At 73.3% G+C, this 16,176-nt stretch carries 17 protein-coding genes; 13 read left to right on the top strand and 4 right to left on the bottom strand.

Annotation, left to right across the window (positions count from 1 at the left end):
* Positions 1-57: 57 nt before the first annotated feature.
* Positions 58-606 carry a hypothetical protein gene (locus NMK44_RS07275; RefSeq protein ID WP_254739594.1) on the top strand — a complete coding sequence of 183 codons (549 nt, stop codon included), beginning with the start codon at positions 58-60 and terminating at the stop codon, positions 604-606.
* 95 nt (positions 607-701) lie between these two features.
* Here NMK44_RS07275 and NMK44_RS07270 read toward each other — a convergent pair whose 3' ends face one another.
* The 4 genes from NMK44_RS07270 to NMK44_RS07255 all read right to left on the bottom strand — a co-directional run bounded on the left by NMK44_RS07270 (position 702) and on the right by NMK44_RS07255 (position 4,145).
* Positions 702-950, bottom strand: a complete 249-nt coding sequence (locus NMK44_RS07270; RefSeq protein ID WP_254739593.1) for a hypothetical protein — start codon at positions 948-950, stop codon at positions 702-704.
* A gap of 91 nt (positions 951-1,041) precedes the next feature.
* On the bottom strand, positions 1,042-1,719 hold the full coding sequence (locus tag NMK44_RS07265) for a DUF4232 domain-containing protein (protein ID WP_254739591.1): 678 nt from the start codon (positions 1,717-1,719) through the stop codon (positions 1,042-1,044).
* 172 nt (positions 1,720-1,891) lie between these two features.
* Positions 1,892-3,052 (bottom strand): Cmx/CmrA family chloramphenicol efflux MFS transporter, encoded by a 1,161-nt coding sequence (locus tag NMK44_RS07260; protein WP_302887911.1) that lies wholly within the window; start codon positions 3,050-3,052, stop codon positions 1,892-1,894.
* 334 nt (positions 3,053-3,386) lie between these two features.
* Positions 3,387-4,145, bottom strand: a complete 759-nt coding sequence (locus NMK44_RS07255) for a thioesterase II family protein (protein ID WP_254739589.1) — start codon at positions 4,143-4,145, stop codon at positions 3,387-3,389.
* A gap of 358 nt (positions 4,146-4,503) precedes the next feature.
* Between NMK44_RS07255 and NMK44_RS07250 the strand changes: the two genes are divergently transcribed.
* The 12 genes from NMK44_RS07250 (at position 4,504) to NMK44_RS07195 (ending at position 16,175) form a co-directional block, all read left to right on the top strand.
* Positions 4,504-4,722, top strand: coding sequence for an MbtH family protein (locus NMK44_RS07250; RefSeq protein WP_254739587.1), 219 nt, complete (start codon positions 4,504-4,506; stop codon positions 4,720-4,722).
* A gap of 67 nt (positions 4,723-4,789) precedes the next feature.
* Positions 4,790-5,041 carry an acyl carrier protein gene (locus tag NMK44_RS07245; protein ID WP_254739585.1) on the top strand — a complete coding sequence of 84 codons (252 nt, stop codon included), beginning with the start codon at positions 4,790-4,792 and terminating at the stop codon, positions 5,039-5,041.
* A gap of 36 nt (positions 5,042-5,077) precedes the next feature.
* On the top strand, positions 5,078-6,367 hold the full coding sequence (locus NMK44_RS07240; protein WP_254739583.1) for a beta-ketoacyl-[acyl-carrier-protein] synthase family protein: 1,290 nt from the start codon (positions 5,078-5,080) through the stop codon (positions 6,365-6,367).
* On the top strand, positions 6,364-7,497 hold the full coding sequence (locus NMK44_RS07235; RefSeq protein WP_254739581.1) for a beta-ketoacyl synthase N-terminal-like domain-containing protein: 1,134 nt from the start codon (positions 6,364-6,366) through the stop codon (positions 7,495-7,497). Before NMK44_RS07240 ends, NMK44_RS07235 begins: the two co-directional genes overlap by 4 nt.
* Positions 7,494-8,546, top strand: coding sequence for a beta-ketoacyl synthase N-terminal-like domain-containing protein (locus NMK44_RS07230; RefSeq protein ID WP_254739579.1), 1,053 nt, complete (start codon positions 7,494-7,496; stop codon positions 8,544-8,546). The genes NMK44_RS07235 and NMK44_RS07230 overlap by 4 nt, the downstream gene beginning before the upstream one ends.
* Positions 8,543-9,313, top strand: a complete 771-nt coding sequence (locus NMK44_RS07225) for an alpha/beta fold hydrolase (RefSeq protein ID WP_254739577.1) — start codon at positions 8,543-8,545, stop codon at positions 9,311-9,313. Before NMK44_RS07230 ends, NMK44_RS07225 begins: the two co-directional genes overlap by 4 nt.
* Positions 9,314-9,349: 36 nt before the next feature.
* Complete coding sequence (locus NMK44_RS07220; RefSeq protein ID WP_254739575.1) at positions 9,350-10,363, top strand: thioesterase family protein; 1,014 nt, start codon at positions 9,350-9,352, stop codon at positions 10,361-10,363.
* A complete protein-coding gene (locus NMK44_RS07215) occupies positions 10,360-11,472 on the top strand; it encodes a beta-ketoacyl synthase N-terminal-like domain-containing protein (RefSeq protein ID WP_254739573.1) in 1,113 nt (370 codons plus the stop codon). The genes NMK44_RS07220 and NMK44_RS07215 overlap by 4 nt, the downstream gene beginning before the upstream one ends.
* Positions 11,469-12,314, top strand: a complete 846-nt coding sequence (locus tag NMK44_RS07210) for a 3-hydroxyacyl-ACP dehydratase FabZ family protein (RefSeq protein ID WP_254739571.1) — start codon at positions 11,469-11,471, stop codon at positions 12,312-12,314. The genes NMK44_RS07215 and NMK44_RS07210 overlap by 4 nt, the downstream gene beginning before the upstream one ends.
* Complete coding sequence (gene fabG, locus NMK44_RS07205; RefSeq protein WP_254739569.1) at positions 12,311-13,075, top strand: 3-oxoacyl-ACP reductase FabG; 765 nt, start codon at positions 12,311-12,313, stop codon at positions 13,073-13,075. The genes NMK44_RS07210 and fabG overlap by 4 nt, the downstream gene beginning before the upstream one ends.
* Positions 13,072-13,791, top strand: coding sequence for a 2-hydroxychromene-2-carboxylate isomerase (locus NMK44_RS07200; RefSeq protein ID WP_254739567.1), 720 nt, complete (start codon positions 13,072-13,074; stop codon positions 13,789-13,791). The genes fabG and NMK44_RS07200 overlap by 4 nt, the downstream gene beginning before the upstream one ends.
* A complete protein-coding gene (locus NMK44_RS07195; protein WP_254739565.1) occupies positions 13,788-16,175 on the top strand; it encodes a non-ribosomal peptide synthetase in 2,388 nt (795 codons plus the stop codon). Before NMK44_RS07200 ends, NMK44_RS07195 begins: the two co-directional genes overlap by 4 nt.
* Position 16,176: the final 1 nt, after the last annotated feature.

Raw genomic sequence — 16,176 nt, 5'->3', positions numbered from 1 at the left:
TGCGGATGCCGTGGGACGACTTCCGGGTAGTCGTATTCACCGTCCCGGGAGATGCCGATGGATGCGCACGATCTCGACGGTCGTACGGAATTGGACCGGCTGCTGCCGCGGTGGCACTTCCGGGAGGTCCACCGGGTGTGTGTGGCGGCGTCCGCCGGGGTGGTGATGCGGGCGGTGTGGGAGACCACCTGGGCGGAGGCGCCGGTGGCGCGGACGCTGGTGGCGCTGACACGGGCCGATGTGGGGCGGGAGCGGCGGATCGTCGGGGACTTCCTGGGCGGGATGGGGGAGACCGTGCGCGCCGGGGAGGGCGAGGTGCTGTTCGTCGGCGTGGACACGCTGGAGGACGGCCGGGCCCGGCCCGAGGGGAGCGCGCTGGAGGTGGTCCGGGAGTGCGCCGAACCGGGGCTGCTGAAGGTGGTGATGAACGTGCGCTTCGGCGGCGGTGTGCTCAGTACGGAGACCCGGGTGTACGCCACCGACGAGCGCACCCGGCGCCGGTTCCGGCCGTACTGGCTGGCCATCCGGGCCGGGAGCGGCCTCACCCGGCGTTCCATGCTGCGGGCGATCCGCCGGCGCGCGCTCGGCGGCGGCGCGGTTCCGTGAACGCGGAAGGTCCGCTGCCCCGGTGGCACACACCGGGGCAGCGGACCTTCATCGCGGGGGTGTCGGCGGGCGGTGTCCCGCCGGGTGGAGAGTGGTCAGCGGCTGTAGATGGGCATGATGGTCTCGCTGTCGTCGCACCACACCTCGTGGTAGCCGTTGGCCTGGGCCTGCGGGAGTTCCGCCGCCTCACACGCCGCCTTCGAGGGGTACTTCAGGGCGCCGACGGGGACCCAGCCGTCGCCGGGGGGCGGGGCCGCGGAGGCGGTGGTGGCGGTCAGCGGGATGGCGATAGCCGCCGCACCGACAGCGAGTCCTACGCCGATACGAGAACGCCACGACTTCATGGTTGTCTCCTTCTCTGTTTTCCGCGTTCTCCGGGCTGGTCCTGCCCGGAGGGTCTTCGGCCCCCGTCCGGGGCGGTGCGTGCCGGGGTGGTCAGCCGATGGGGTTGACGAAGGTGGCCGGGTGGGTGGCGCCGCGCTGGTCGACGAGCGCGCCCCACGGCCACTCCACGGTCAGCGAGGAGGTCTCGTTGGGCGGGGTGACGGACACGTGGGCGGGAGCCCAGAAGCCGTCCTCCGCGTCCTCCTCGGCCAGGGCGACGTTGAGGGTGAAGTCGGTGCTTTCACCGGGGCCCAGGGTGATCGCGCCGAACTTCGCCGAGGAGCGCTGCAGCGACCAGCTCTCACCGCCGTTCTCGGTCTTGAGGTCCACTCCCGGGAAGCCACCGATCCTGCAGGTGCGGCCGCTCTTGTTGGTCAGCACGATGCTGGTCGTCGTCGAACCGCCCGCCTCCGGGTCCGGGGCCGCGTCCTCGCCGGTGGCGAACGCGGCCGTCAGACCGGAGGTGTGGCAGCGCTGGACGGACGCCCCGGCCTTGCCGCCGGCCTTGGTACCGGCGTCGGCCTCAGGGGCGGAGCCCTGCGCGCCGCCCGCGGAGCCCGAGCTCGCGGATCCGGCGGCGGCCGTGTCCGACTGGCCTGCGGGCTTGGAGGCGTTGGCCTCGTTGTTGTTGCAGGCGGTCAGTGACAGACCGGCGGCGGCGATCAGGGCCGCGGCGGCCACGCGCAGGCTGCGGCGACGGACGGTGCGGACAGTGGTGCTGGCGCTCATTTCGGTTCCCCCCGGGACGGTTGGTGTTGTCGTTCTCCTCGGTACGACATCCACTCTGGCCGGGCCCGCTATCGGGACACTGCCGCACCGCTAACCCTTCGAACCGCGCGGCTTCCGCGTCGCTAACATCCGGCTAACACGGCTGTGAGCAGCGGAAAGACCAGGAGTCCTGCTACGCGGGACCGGTGGCGCGGGACACCGCCAGGACGGCGGCGGCCGTCGCGGACAGGGCCGCGCTGAGCCACACCGCGCCCCGGTAGTCCCCGAGCGCCCCGGCAGCCGCCTCGGCCGCCAGGGGACCGGCGAACGCACCGACGTTCAGCGCGACGGTGGCGAACGCACCGCTCAGGGAAGGCGCTTCGGAGGACGCGGTCCGCATCACCCGGGCAACCAGCGCCGATCCGACACCGAAGGACAGACCGCCCTGCACCACCGCCATCACCATCAGCGGTACGGGGTGCGAGCCGGTCAGCGCGAGGACCGCCCAGCCGATGGGCAGCGCGCCCATCGCGAGGAAGAGTCCGCGGCCCCATCCGCCGCGGCGGCCCGCCACCGTGACACCGGCGAACGCACCCGCGCCGAACGCGGCGAGCAGGGCCGGGACCGCGCCGCCGGGCAGCCCGGCCACGTCGGTGGCGATGACGGCGAGATAGGCGAAGGTGGCGAACGTGGCGCCGTTGACCGTGGCCGCGAGCACCAGCGCTTGTCGCACCGGGCGCGCCCGCAGGGCCCGTACCTCCCGGCGGACCGGGACCTCGCGGCGGACCGGTACCTCCCCGTGCGGTGCCGCATCGGCGGGGGCCCGCCGGAACACCAGCGCCAGCGCGGGCAGACAGAGGACGGCGACGGCCCAGAACACCGCGCGCCAGCCGGACCGTTCACCGAGCAGCGCCCCCGCGGGCACCCCGGCCACACAGGACAGCGTGACCCCGGACAGCAGCACGGCGGTGGCGCGCGTATGCAGCGCCGGGGGGACGAGGGCGGTGGCGACGGACATCGCCACCGCCAGGAAACCGGCGTTGGCGACGGCGGCGATGACCCGGGTGGCGAACAGCACCGTGAAGTCCGTGGTCAGGGCGCCCAGGACATGGACGACGACGAACGCGGCCAGGAAGCCCGCCAGCGCGCGGCGGCGTGGCCACCGCGCGCTCCAGGCGGCCATCACCGGCGCGCCCACGATCATCCCGATGGCATAGGCGGAGGTCAGCCCGGCGGCGGCGCCGACGGACACGGACAGGTCATGGGCGATGCCCGGGACGAGGCCGGACAGCATGAACTCGGAGGTGCCCTGGGCGAATACGGCGAGGCCCAGGACATGCAGGAACACGGGCAAGGAATCGGCTCCGGTGAGTGCGGACGCGGATGGGGGCGTCCGCGCGCCGGGCGGCGCCGCCCATGGCACCGGAAGGTGGCGTGGGCAGCGGAAGGGCCGGACGCGCGGAAGTCGTCCGGTCACCGGAGCGGGAACCGACGTCGGCAGCTCGGAGGCAGCTCGGAGGAGCTCGCGGACCGAGCGTCGGTGTTCGGTCAGCGCATGACCCGCCGCCGGGTGACCGGCGGCTCGGTTCTGTCCGACTCGGGGCTCATCACACCGGGCACGGTAGCCGGGTCCCTACCCGGCCTCAACCGGGTTTCCCGGGACCGCCGGCCTCCGGCCCCCCGCCGGATCATCCGCGGTTCCCGGCCGCGGCCGGGTGCAGGGCCGCGACGGCCTCGGGCAGCCGGGCCCAGACCTCCGGGGTGTAGAAGTGGCCGCCCGGCAGCACATCCGCGCGGAACTCCCCGGCGGCCAGCGGCCGCCAGCCCTTCGCCGGGTCCTCGAGGTCGTCCTCCGCGCCGTACAGCACCTGGAGCGGGGTGCGCACCGTGACGCCCTCGCGGTAGCGGTAGCCGTCGGAGGCGAGCAGATCGGCGCGGAACACCTCGACGGCCATCGCGCGCAGCTCGGGTTCGGCGAGCACGGCGTCCGAGAGCTGGCCCACCGTGCTCATCCAGGTGAGGAGTTCCTCATCGGTGTCGGCCGAGGTGGGGGTCTCGCGGCGCTTCTCGGCCCAGCGGACGGGGGAGTCGGCGCCGGAGGCGATCAGTGTGCGCGGCGGAGTGCCCGCGCCGGCCTCCAGCCGGCAGGTGAGGTCGAACGCGACCCAGGCGCCCATGCTGTGCCCCAGCAGCAGGTACGGGCGTTCGGCGGCGACCGTGCGGACGGCGTCCAGCGCGTCCGTGAGGAGCGCGTTCCAGTCGGCCGCGAAAGGAACCGTGTATCGGCCTTCGCGTCCGGGGTAGCAGTACAGCACCAACTCCACGTCCGGCGGCAGGGCTTCGGCCCAGGGCCGGAAGGAGGCGGTGCCGCCACCGCAGAAGCTCAGGCACAGCAGGGTCCGGGTCGCGCCGGGGCGGGGCAGCGGACGGAGCAGCGACCGCGACATCGGTGGACTCCCGTGCGGTGGACGGCGGTTGGCGCGGTCACGGTACCGCGCGGGGCCCGGCCGACGGCCCGGGGCCGAGAATTTCTTGATGGCCCGGTGTCACCCTGAGTGGTGGGCCGGGCGGGATGGGTGACGGCCGGACGGACCGTCCGGTGACCGCGCGGCGGCGAACGCCCCTTTTCCCTGTGCCCGCGGCGGCCGAAAGCAGGGGCCGCTCCGTTGGCAACGCTTTATCGAATTCTTCTCATTGGAATCTCTGACGCGCTTCTCCCCGCTCGTTCCCGAAGACGCTTGTGGCCCGTAATCACGGCTGCCTATGGTCGAGCCGAAATGGGCGAGCCCCTGGAAGGGGAAGCAGATGGCTAATCCATTCGAGGACGACGAGGCCACCTACCACGTACTGGTGAACGATGAGGGCCAGCATTCCCTGTGGCCCGTCTTCGCCGAGATCCCGGACGGCTGGAAGTCCGTGCACGGACCGGCGGCCCGTCAGGAATGCCTCGACCACATCAACGAGAACTGGACCGATATGCGTCCGCGCAGCCTCGCCGAGGCCATGGCCGCGAACGCGTCCTGACGGCGTCCCGGACGCCGTCCCCCGTAAGCCCCACTCCCATCAGCATCACCACGAGGAGAGAACCACCATGGCCACGATCACGGCGGAGCGCCAGGCGACGATCAAGGAGATCGTCTGCGACATTCTCGAACTGGAAGAGGACGAGGTCACCGACACCAGCCTCTTCATCGACGACCACGGTGCCGACTCCCTCCGGGCGATCGAGATCCTCGCCTCCCTGGAGAAGGAGTTCAAGATCACCATCGATCAGTCGGAGCTGAGCGAGATGGTGAATCTGGAGAAGGTCTACCAGGTCGTGGCGGAGGCCCCCAGCCGGTAACCGGCCCGTGGCCGCCGAGTCAAAAGGGAAGTCACCATGTCCGATTCACGTCCCGGTGCCGCGGCGGTGAAACGCCGTGTGGTCCTCACCGGTTTCGGCGTCATTTCCAGTATCGGTATAGGCGCCGACGAGTTCACCCGGAGCCTCCGGGAGGGGCGCAGCGGGGTCAGCCCCATCTCGGTGTTCGACGTCGAGGGTTTCGCGCACGTCAACGGATGCGAGGTCAGGGGATTCGATCCACAGGAGTGGATCACCCGTACCCCGGTCCGGGAGCTGGGACGGGCCAGCCGGTTCGCCGTCGCGGCGGCCCGGATGGCGGTGCGGGACGCGGGTCTGGACCCCGAATGGCTCGCCGGACGGCGCGGGCTGATCTCCGTCGGCACCACCGACGGTGAGTCCTTCGAACTCGACCAGCTCGTGGAGACCGATGTCGCCGAAGGACCCGAGCGGATGGACCGGCAGACCGTGCGCCGGGTCCCGGCCGCCCGGCTGTCCACCACCATCGCGCAGGAGCTCCAGCTCACCGATGTCGAGGCGCTGACCATCGCGACCGCCTGCTCCGCGGGCAACTACGCGATCGGCTACGGCTTCGACGCGGTGAGCTCCGGTGAGGTGGAGTTCGCGCTGTGCGGCGGCGCGGACGCCATGTGCCGCAAGACCTTCACCGGTTTCTACCGGCTGGGCACCATCGCCCCCGAGTGCTGCCAGCCCTTCGACGTCGACCGCAAGGGCATCCTCACCGGCGAGGGCTCCGGGGTGCTGGTGCTGGAGAGCCTGGAGTCGGCGCTGGCGCGCGGTGCCCGGATCTACGCCGAGGTGCTCGGCTACGGCCTCAACTGCGATGCGTACCACCAGGTCGCGCCGAAGGGGTCCAGCGTCGCCGCCTGTATGGGCATCGCCCTGGAGAACGCCGGGGTGAAACCGGAGGAGGTCGATCTGATCTCCGCCCACGGCACCGGCACCAAGGCCAATGACATCACCGAATCCCGCGCCATCCGCGAGGTGTTCGGGGCAGCCACCCCGCGCACCATCTCGCTGAAGTCGATGCTCGGCCACACCATGGGCGCGGCCAGCGCGCTGGGCGCCATCGCCTGCGGCCTGGCCATCACCCACGGCTTCATCCCGCCGACCATCAACCACACCACCACCGACCCGGCCTGTGAGATCGACTGTGTGCCCAACCGGGCCGTGGACGCCGATCTGCGGGTGGTGCAGAACAACGGACTGGCCTTTGGCGGCAACAACGCCATCGTGATCCTGGGCAAGTACGAGGGCGGCGCCGGTGCCGGTGCCGGACAGCGGCCGCTCGCCGGGAGCGCCTCATGAGCTATGCGATCACCGGCGTCGGCGCGGTCGCCAGTATCGGGGACGACCCCGGGCAGATCTTCGACGCGCTGTGCGAGGGCCGCAGCGGCCTCGGACCGCTGCGCGGGTTCGACCGCGAACGCTTCACCGCCCGGCAGCTCTTCGAGATCGAGGACCGCTCCGGCGGTGACGGCACGGATGAACCCGGCCGGGCCACCCGCTTCCTGCTGGAGGCGGTCCGCCAGGCCGCCGCCGACGCCGGGCTCCCCGAGGACCTCGGCGGTATCCCGGTGCTCGTCGGCACCGGGCTGCGCGAACTGCGCTCACTGGAGCTGTGGTGGCGCGACGGAGTTCCGTTCGCCGCCGGGGACCTGGACTTCGGCCCGGCGCTGCGCCGCCGCTTCGGCGCGTATGACACCCACACCTTCGCGGGCGCCTGTTCTGCCTCGCTCTACGCGCTGGCGCTCGGCTGGGACCTGCTGGAACAGGGCGAGAGCGACACGGTGGTGGTGGCGGGCTGCGACACCGTGACGGAGTCCATGTTCGGCCTGGCCGACCGGGTGCAGTTCGATCCGCCCGATGTCGTCCGGCCCTTCGACCGCGCCCGCCGCGGCACCATCCTCGGCGAGGGCGCCGCGGCCGTGGTGCTGCGCCGGGAGCCGGTGGCGGACCGCCCGGTGCGCGGCTGGCTGCGTTCGGTCGCGGTCAACTGCGACGCCCACCACCAGACCGCGCCGGACGCGGCCGGGGTGCGGGCCTCCGTGGAACGGGCGCAGGCGGCGGCGGGCAGCCGTCCCGAGGACATCGACCTGGTGGTGCTGCACGCCACCGGCACCCCGCTGAACGACCGTACCGAGGCCGAGGTGATGGCCGGAGTGTTCGGCGGCGCACGGCCCGCCTTCACCGGGATCAAATCGCTGACCGGCCACACCTCCGGCTCCGCCGGGCTGATGAGCCTGATCGTGGCGCTGGCGTCGGTGGCGGGCGGCCGGGTGCCCCCGATCGCCCATCTCACCGATCCGCTGCCGGAGGGCGAGGGGCTGCGGCTGGTCCGCGGCGCCCCCCTCACCACCCCGGTACGGGTGGCGCAGATCAACGGGTTCGGCTTCGGCGGCGTCAACGCCGTCGCGATCGTGGCGGGTGCGGCATGACGGGGACGGCGATCACCGGGACGGGCGTGGTGCTGCCGGGTATCGGCGACCCGGCCGGGCTGCTGCGCGGCGCGGTGGCCGGTGCCGGACCGGTGTGCCCCGCCGAGCTGATCGGCAAGAAGGGGCTGCGCTTCAAGGACCGGGCCACCCAGCTCGGACTGTGCGCGGCCGACGCTGCGCTGCGGGACGCCGGACTGCTCGGCCCGCACGGCCTCCGGGTCCCCGGCGGCCGGGTGGGTGTGGTGGTCAGCTCCAACCTGGGCAACGCCGACACCGTCTGCCGGGCGGTGGAGACCATCGCGCGGGAGACCACCGCCGCGCTGAGCGCGATGGACACCCCCAACGCCTCCAGCAACATCATCGCCTCCGAGACCGCGATCCGCTTCGTGCTGCGCGGCCCCAACCTCTCGGTGTGCAACGGCGTCACCTCCGGTCTGGATGCCCTGCGCTGGGCCCGGCTGACCCTGCGGTCCGGACGGGCCGACCACATGCTGGTGATCGGCGTCGAACCGGACAACGAGATCACCCGGCGGCTGGCCGGCGGCCCGGTGGTGGACGGCGGCGCGGCCGTGGTGGTCAGCCGGACGGACGCGGAGGGGAGCACCGACGCGGTGGGCGGTGCGGCGCCCCGGCTGCTGCTCGGCCCCGTGGTGCGCACCGCGGAACTCCGCGACGCCGCCGCCCGGTTGACCGCGGCGGCACCGGACGGGGGCGGCGGGCTGTGGCTGTGCCCCGATCCGGCGCTCGTCCCGTCCGGGGCGGAGACGGCCGGACTGACGGACTGGGGCGAATGCTCCGGGGCGCTGGGGCTGCTCCAGTGCGCGGCGGCCGTCGGCTGGGCCGACGCCGGCCGGACCGGCCCGGTCCACGCGCTGCTGGGCGGCGCCGGTGCGGAGGCGACGGCCACGGTCTTCCGCCCGGCGGTACGCCCGGTCCTCCCGGCCGAAGCACCGGCCGAAGCACCGGATGAAGCACCGGCCACGCCCCCGGCCGGGCCCCTGACCCGCCATGCGCCCCATCCGGCCCTCCCCGTGGAGGAACCGGCGTGAGACGAGTCGTCCTGCTGCACGGACTGGGCAACAGCGGAGCCATCTGGTCCGCCTGCGCCGCCCACTGGCGTCCCGATGTGGAGGTCCACGCGCCCGAACTGCCCTGGGGCAGCGCGGGGATCGCCGGCTGGCGGCATGAGCGGGACTCCGCCGCGCTGCTGGCGGAGGTGCTCGCCGCGGTGCCCGGCGGCGCCGATCTGGTGGTCGCCCACTCCTTCGCCTCGATGCCGCTGCTGGAGCTGCTCGGCCGCCGCGCGGTGGCCGGGGACCCGCCGGGGGTGGCCGGAGCGGTGCTGGTGAACCCGTTCTACCGGCCGTCGGCGGACGACTTCCCCTGGGCGATGATCGCGCCGCTGCTGGCGTCCTTCCCCGCCACCATGGCCGAGGGAGTACGGCTGCAGTCCGGTAATCGGCCGATCGACCCGGCCCTGCGGGCCGATATCGCCCAGCGGCTGTGCGAGTTCGTCGGTCCCTACGGCTGGCTGCGCTTCCTGGACGCGTACCTGAGCACCCCGCTGGTCCCGGTGCACACCATCGGCACCCCGTGTCTGGTGATCGGTGGCGACCGGGACACCACCGCCGACGCCGCCGAGGCCCGGACGCTCGCCGCCGCGCTGCCGCGCGGCCGGGAGTCGATCCGCACCGGCGGCGGCCACTTCCCGATGCTGGCGGACCCCGTGTGGTTCACCGGCGCCGTCCACGACGTCCTCGACGGACCCGCCGAGCGCGCCCGGAGCGGCAGCGGCGCGTACCCCGTCGGCACCTGAATCCGGAAACGACCCCTGGAACCGAAGGAGACTGCGATGGGCCCGGTGTCAGATCCGGCCGTGTCGGCCCTGCTGGACGCCCCGACCACCGTACGGCTGCGGCCGGTGTTCGAAGGCAACAACATCAGCTACGCCATCGGCTTCAAGCACATCAACTACGTGTCCGAGGCCGCGGTGCTGCACCACTTCCGCACCGCCGGACTGCCGGTGGGCGAGCTGTACCGGCGGTACGGACTCGGTTTCGAGGTGGTGGAGCTGCGCTCCCGGCTCGGCGCGCTGCTGGCCGTGGACGACGAGGTGGAGGCGGAGGTGGTGCCCGCCACCAAGGACGGCGCCACCGAGTTCACCTTCACCGTCAACCAGTTCGTCGAGCGCGACGGGCAGCGGATCAAGTGCGCCGGCTCCACGGTGCGGGTGGCGCTGCGTATCGACGGCCATATCGCCCCGTCCGAGGAGTACCCCGCCGGGCTCGGCCGGTTCGCCGTACCGCGGCTGGGCACCGGCGACCGCCTGGAGCTGGGGGTCACCCCGCGTCCGTACGGCGCCCTCGCCGAGGGCCGGGGGACCACCGGCACCACCGATCCGGTGCTGGCCCGGCTGATCGGTGAGGACAACGCGTTCGGCTGGCGCTGGCGGATGCCGTACTTCTACTGCCACTTCAACGAGCGGGTGCAGATGTCCGGCTTCCTGCGTGTGATGGAGGAGGCCGAGGACCTGTTCCTCGCCGACCGGGGGCTGCCCATCAAGCACGTCCTGGACTCGCGCGGCTGGATCCCGGTCGTCACCCAGTCCCGGATCCGGCTGCTGGACGAGACGGTGATGGAGGAGGAGCTCTACACCGTCTACACCATCGAGGACGTCTTCAAGAGCCTGCTCTACACCGCCCGGATGGACTGCTACGTCATCCGCGGCGGAGAGCTCGTGCACACCGCCACCGGCACCATCACCCATGGCTACCTGCGGGAACACGCCCCCAACCAGTGGGCGATGGCCACCCTCGACGAGGCCACCACCGCCGCGCTCAGCAGCCCGAAGCGAGCGGCGGTATGAGCGGCCGTATGCGTGGCGCCGCACCGGCCGCGCCACCGGTGATCTCCGCGTGGTCGGCGGTCTCCCCCTACGGTCTGGGCACCGCGGCGCTGGTGGACGGGGTCCGCTCGGGCCGTGCGACCGGTGCCCCGGTGGACACCGCCCGCTGGCGGGTGCCGGTGGGAACGGCCCATCTGGTGCCGGGTTTCGAGACCCGGCAGGCGCTCGGCAAACGGGGCACCCGCTCGATGGACCGGGTGACCGGTCTGGCGGTCAGCGCGGTGGGCGGGCTGCTGGACCAGCCGGGGGCGGACCGGGAGCGGGAGACCGGGGAACGGGCCGGTCTGGTGCTCGGCACCACCACCGGCAGCGCCGAGTCGATGATGGACTTCACCCGCACCTCCCTGGAGGGGGACGCGCCGTTCGACGTGGACCCGGCCGTGATGCCCAACGCGGTGATGAACTGCGCGGCCGGACAGTGCTCCATCTGGTACGGCATCCGGGGCCCCAACACCACGCTCGCCGGGGGCCGTACGGCCGGACTCGCCGCCCTCCACTACTCGGCCCGGCTGCTGGCGTCGGACCGGGCGGAGTCGGTGCTGTGCGCCGCCGCCGAGGAGTACTCCCGGGCCCGCTACTGGCTGGAGCGGCACAGCCGGGGCGAGGACCATGTGGCGCTGGGCGAGGGGGCCGCGGTGCTGCTGATGCAGCGCCCCGACACGGTCAGTCCCGGCCGCCCGCCGCTCGCCGAGATCCTGTCCGTACGCACCCGGGTGGCCACCGGCGACCGGGTGCGGCCGGCGCTGGAGGCGTGTGTGGCCTCCGCGCTGGAGGCGGCGGGCGCCCGGCCCGGGGAGGTGTGGGCCGCGAGCCCCGGCGACGCCCACGGGCGGCTCGGCCGGGACGAACGCGCCACGCTGACCGCGCTGTTCGGCGCGGAGACGGTGGACCGGGTGCCGCCGGTGGGGCGGCTCGGTGATGTCTCGGCCGCCTCCGCCACCTTCCAGATCGCCTTCCTGCTGGCCACCGCGGCGCTGTCGGACGAGGCGGCCGGGCGGCTCGCGGTGGTGACCTCCGCGGACCGCGACGGTTCGCTGGCCTGTGCCGTACTGCGGCTGGTGGCGTCATGAACGGCGTGAGCCCGGTGGCCGCCGGGGTGCGCGTGGTGTCCGGGCCGGACGGCGGGAAGGCCGTGGCACGGGTGGACATCGACGCCGCGGAGCCGGTGTTCGCGGGCCACTATCCGGACTTCCCGATCTTCCCCGGGGTGTGTGTCGTGGAATGCGCCCACCGGGCGGCGCTCGCCACCGCGCCCGGACCGGTCGCCCTGGGGGCCGTGGACTCGGCGCGGTTCGGCGGCGCGGTCTACCCGGGCGACACCCTCGACCTCACGCTGACCTGGCGCCGCCGGGACGACGGCTGGCGCTGCGCGGCCACCGCCGTGACCCCGCGCGGTGACGCCGCCTCGGTACGGCTGCGCTACCGGCCCGCGGACGGTGGCCGAACAGCCGCCCCCGACGGCCCCGAGCTGACCGGGCTGCTGCCGCACCGCTATCCGATGCTTCTGGTGGACCGGGTGCTGGAACTGGTCCCCGGACGGAGCGTGACCGCGGTCAAGGCCGTCACCCTCAACGAGCCCTGGTACGCCGGGCTGACCCCCGGCACCGGAACGGCCTACCCCTCCTCGCTGGTGATCGAGTCCTGGGGCCAGGCCGCCGGGCTGCTGGCCTCGGCCGGTGCCCCCGCGACCCGCGGCCAGGTGATGCTGTTCGGCTCGGTGGCCGACGCGGAGTTCCACGGCCCCGTCCACCCCGGCGAGTTGATCGAGCACCGCGTCACCGTGGCGCGTTCGCTCGGCGACTCGGTGATCTTCGAGGGCGAGAGCCGCTGCGGCTCCCGCCCGGTGATGTCCGTGGCGCGCATGGTGATGGCCTTCCGGCCGGCCGGTGCGCTGAAGGAGGCGACTTCATGACCCAGGACGAGCGACGGCCGGACGGGACCAGACCGGTGGCGCTGATCAGCGGCGGATCCCGCGGGATCGGCCGGGCCACGGTGCTGCGGCTGGCCCAGGACGGCTATGACGTCGGCTTCTGCTACCACTCCCGGCCCGAGGCCGCCGAACTCCTCGCCAAGGAGGCCGAGGCGCTGGGCGCCCGGGTGCTGGCCGAGCGGGTGGATGTGTCCGACCCGGACGCGGTACGGGCCTGGGTGGCGCACACCGAACGGGAGCTGGGCCCGGTCGCGGTCGGTGTCACCTCCGCCGGGATCACCCGCGACAAGGCGATGGTGATGATGAGCGACGACGACTGGCGCGCGGTGGTGGGCACCAACCTCGACGGCGTCTTCCACGTCTGCCGCTCGGTCGCCTTCTCCATGATGAAGCGGCGCTCCGGCGCCCTGGTCAACATCTCCTCGGTGGCGGGGGTGCACGGCAACGCCACCCAGACCAACTACGCGGCCTCCAAGGCCGGGATCATCGGCTTCTCCCGTTCCCTGGCCAAGGAGATCGGCCGCTACGGCGTCCGCGTCAACGTGGTGGCGCCCGGCTTCATCGACACCGACATGGTGGCGGCCGTCGGCGACACCGCACGCGACAAGGCCCTCGCGGGCGTCACCCTCGGCCGTATGGGCACCCCGGAGGAGGTCGCCGAGCTGGTGGCCTTCCTGGCGGGGGACCGCGCCGCGTACATCACCGGATCCGTGGTCCACATCGACGGGGGGATCGTGCTGTGAGCCGCCGGAACCGACAGCCCCGCTGGTACTTCTCGCTGCGCAGCCCGTACTCGTGGTTCGCCTACCGGGACCTGAGCGAGCGCTACCCGGACGTCCTGGACGCCATCGAGTGGATCCCGTACTGGGAGCCGGACGCCGCGTCCGAGAAGCTGCTGGCCGATGAGGGCATCACCCTGCCCGTGGTCCCGATGTCGCGGGCCAAGAATTTCTACATCCTGCGCGACGCACGCCGCTGGGCCCACGCCCGCGGCTGGCAGGTGACCTGGCCGGTGGACCGGGCACCGCACTGGGAGGTCTCGCACCTGGCCTATCTGGCCGCCGAGGAGGCGGGCCGGGGACGGGAGTTCGTGGCCGCCGCCTACCGGGCGCGCTGGAACCGCGGACTGGACCTCGCGGACCGGGCCACCATCACCCTCATCGCGGACGAACTGGGCCTGGACCCGGGCGTCGCGGACGCCGTGGACGACGAGCGGCTGCGCGCCAGGGGCGTGGCCTGTCTGGCCGCCGCGTACCAGGACGACGCCTTCGGGGTGCCGTACTTCGTGCACGGGCGGGAGGGCTTCTGGGGCGCCGAGCGGGTCTCGGCGTTCGTGGCGGCGGTGCGCGGCACCGCGTGGGACGGCGTCTCGGACGCCCCCTTCGCGGCCGCCCCGGTGGCCGTTCCCGAGGATGTCACGGCCGTCGCCGGCGGCCGGCTGGAGAGGACCCCGTCATGAGCGCAGGACCCGTACGGACCGTGCCCCGCTGGTCGTCGGCGACCGGTCCGGCCGCCGGACACACCGCCACGGTCTCCCGGCCGCTCCCGGCGCGGCTGCTGGCCGCCGCGCGGCTGCGGGCCCGCCGCTCCGGCTGCGGCTGGCAGACCGTGGCGCTGGCCGCGCACACCGTGGTGCTCGCCGCGCTCAGCGGCGAACGGGAGCTCACCACCGGCTGGGTGGCCCACGGCGAGACCGTCCCCCTCGGGGTGCGGGTCATGGCCGGTGACGAGAGCTGGCGGGAGCTGCTGCGCGGCTCGGTGGCGCCCCGGCCGGACGAGGCGCCGTACGAGACGGTGCTCGACCTCGGCGACGGCCGGTACATCCCCGCCGAGGGCTCCCCGGTGGTGCTCACCGTCTCCCTCCATCTGGCCCCCGGCCGCGCCGAGCTGCGGCTGCGGCACCGCACCGATGTGCTGGACGGCGCCGCGGCGGACCGGGTCGCGGGCTACTACCTGACCGCGCTGGCGCGGCTGGCCACCGAGCCCGACACGTCCTGCCGGGCCCGCACCCTGCTCTCCGAGGAGGAGCTGCACCACCAGCTCACCGGCATGTCCGGCCCCGAACGGACGCTGCCCGACCGGCGGTTCCACGAGCTGTTCGAGGAGCAGGTGGCCGTCCGCCCGGACGACATCGCGGCCGTGTACGCCGGACGGAGCCTGACCTACGCGGGGCTCAACGCGCGCGCCAACCGGATCGCCCACGCGGTGCTCGCCCGCGGCCTCGGCGAGGAGGCCGTGGTCGCGGTGGTCACCGAACGGAACCTGGACTGGATGGCCGCGGTGATCGGGGTGTTCAAGGCCGGGGCCGCGTATCTGCCCGTCGAACCGGGCGCGCCCGCCGACCGGATGGGCCGCACCCTGACCCGTGCCGGATGCCGTCTGGTGCTCACCGAACCCGGCGGCCCCGGCCACCTCCGGCAGGCCGCGCCCGCGGGCACGGAGCTGCTGACCGTCCAGGACGCGTGCGCCGAGGGCCACCCGGACACCGACCCCGGGCTCGCCATCGGACCCGAGCGGCTGGCGTACCTCTACTTCACCTCGGGCTCCACCGGTGAGCCCAAGGGCGCGATGTGCGAACACGGCGGCTTCGTCAATCACCTCTACGCCAAGATCGACGACCAGTCGATCACCGAGGGCCAGGTGGTGGCGCAGACCGCCCCGCAGTCCTTCGACATCTCGCTGTGGCAGCTCGTGGCGGCACTGGTGGCCGGCGGCCGCACGCTCATCGTCGAGCAGGAGGCCGTCCTCGACGTCGACCGCTACCTCGACACCATCGAGCGCGGTGAGGTCGCGGTGCTCCAGGCGGTGCCCTCCTATCTGGAGGTGGTGCTCTCCCGGCTGGAGACCCGGCCGCGCGAACTGCCCGCGCTGCGCTGTGTGTCCGTGACCGGCGAGGCGCTGAAGAAGGAGCTGACCGTCCGCTGGTTCGCCCGCTTCCCGCGGATCGCCCTGATGAACGCCTACGGGCTCACGGAGACCAGCGACGACACCAACCACGAGGTGATGACGGCGGTCCCCGCACGGGACTCCGTACCGCTGGGCCCGCCGGTCGGCAACGTCACCGTGTACGTGGTGGACGAACGGCTCCGGCCGGTGCCGCTCGGCGCCCCCGGCGAGATCGTGTTCTCCGGGATCTGCGTCGGCCGCGGCTACGTCAACGACCCCGAGCGCACCGCCCAGGCGTTCACCACCGACCCCCACCGGCCCGGTGAGCGGCTCTACCGCTCCGGTGACTTCGGCCGCTGGCTGCCGGACGGGAAACTGGAGTTCCTCGGCCGCCGGGACGCCCAGGTCAAGATCCGGGGGTTCCGGATCGAGATCGGCGAGATCGAGAACCAGCTCCTGCGGCTGCCCGGGGTGCGGGACGGCGCGGTGGTGGTCGTGGAGACCCCGGACGCCGGGAAGCAGCTCGTGGCCTTCGAGTCCGGCTCCACCGAACCCGCCGAGGCGCTGCGCGAACGGCTGGCCCGGGTACTGCCCGGCTATATGGTGCCGCGCCGGATCGAACGGCTGGAGCGGCTGCCGCTCACCGGCAACGGCAAGACCGACAAGAAGGCGCTGCGCGCCCTGGCCGCCGAACTCGGTGACAGCGGCGGCGGTACCGGCCACGAGCCCCCGCGCACCCGCACCGAACAGCGGCTGGCGCGCGCCTGGGCCGAGGTGCTGAAGGTGCCCGCCGAGGAGATCGGACGCACCGAGAACTTCTTCGACCGGGGCGGCACCTCGCTCACCGCGGTGCGGCTGATCGTCTCGATGGAGCGCCGGTTCACCCTGAAGGACCTCCACCGCATGCCCGTACTGGCCGACCTGGCCGCGCTGGTCGACGCCGCCCCCGAGACGTGAG

Source organism: Streptomyces cucumeris (assembly GCF_024295805.1).
GTDB classification, from domain to species: Bacteria; Actinomycetota; Actinomycetes; order Streptomycetales; family Streptomycetaceae; genus Streptomyces; species Streptomyces cucumeris.
The sequence above is the reverse complement of the archived record's forward strand: the minus strand, read 5'-3'. Positions and strand labels throughout refer to the sequence as shown.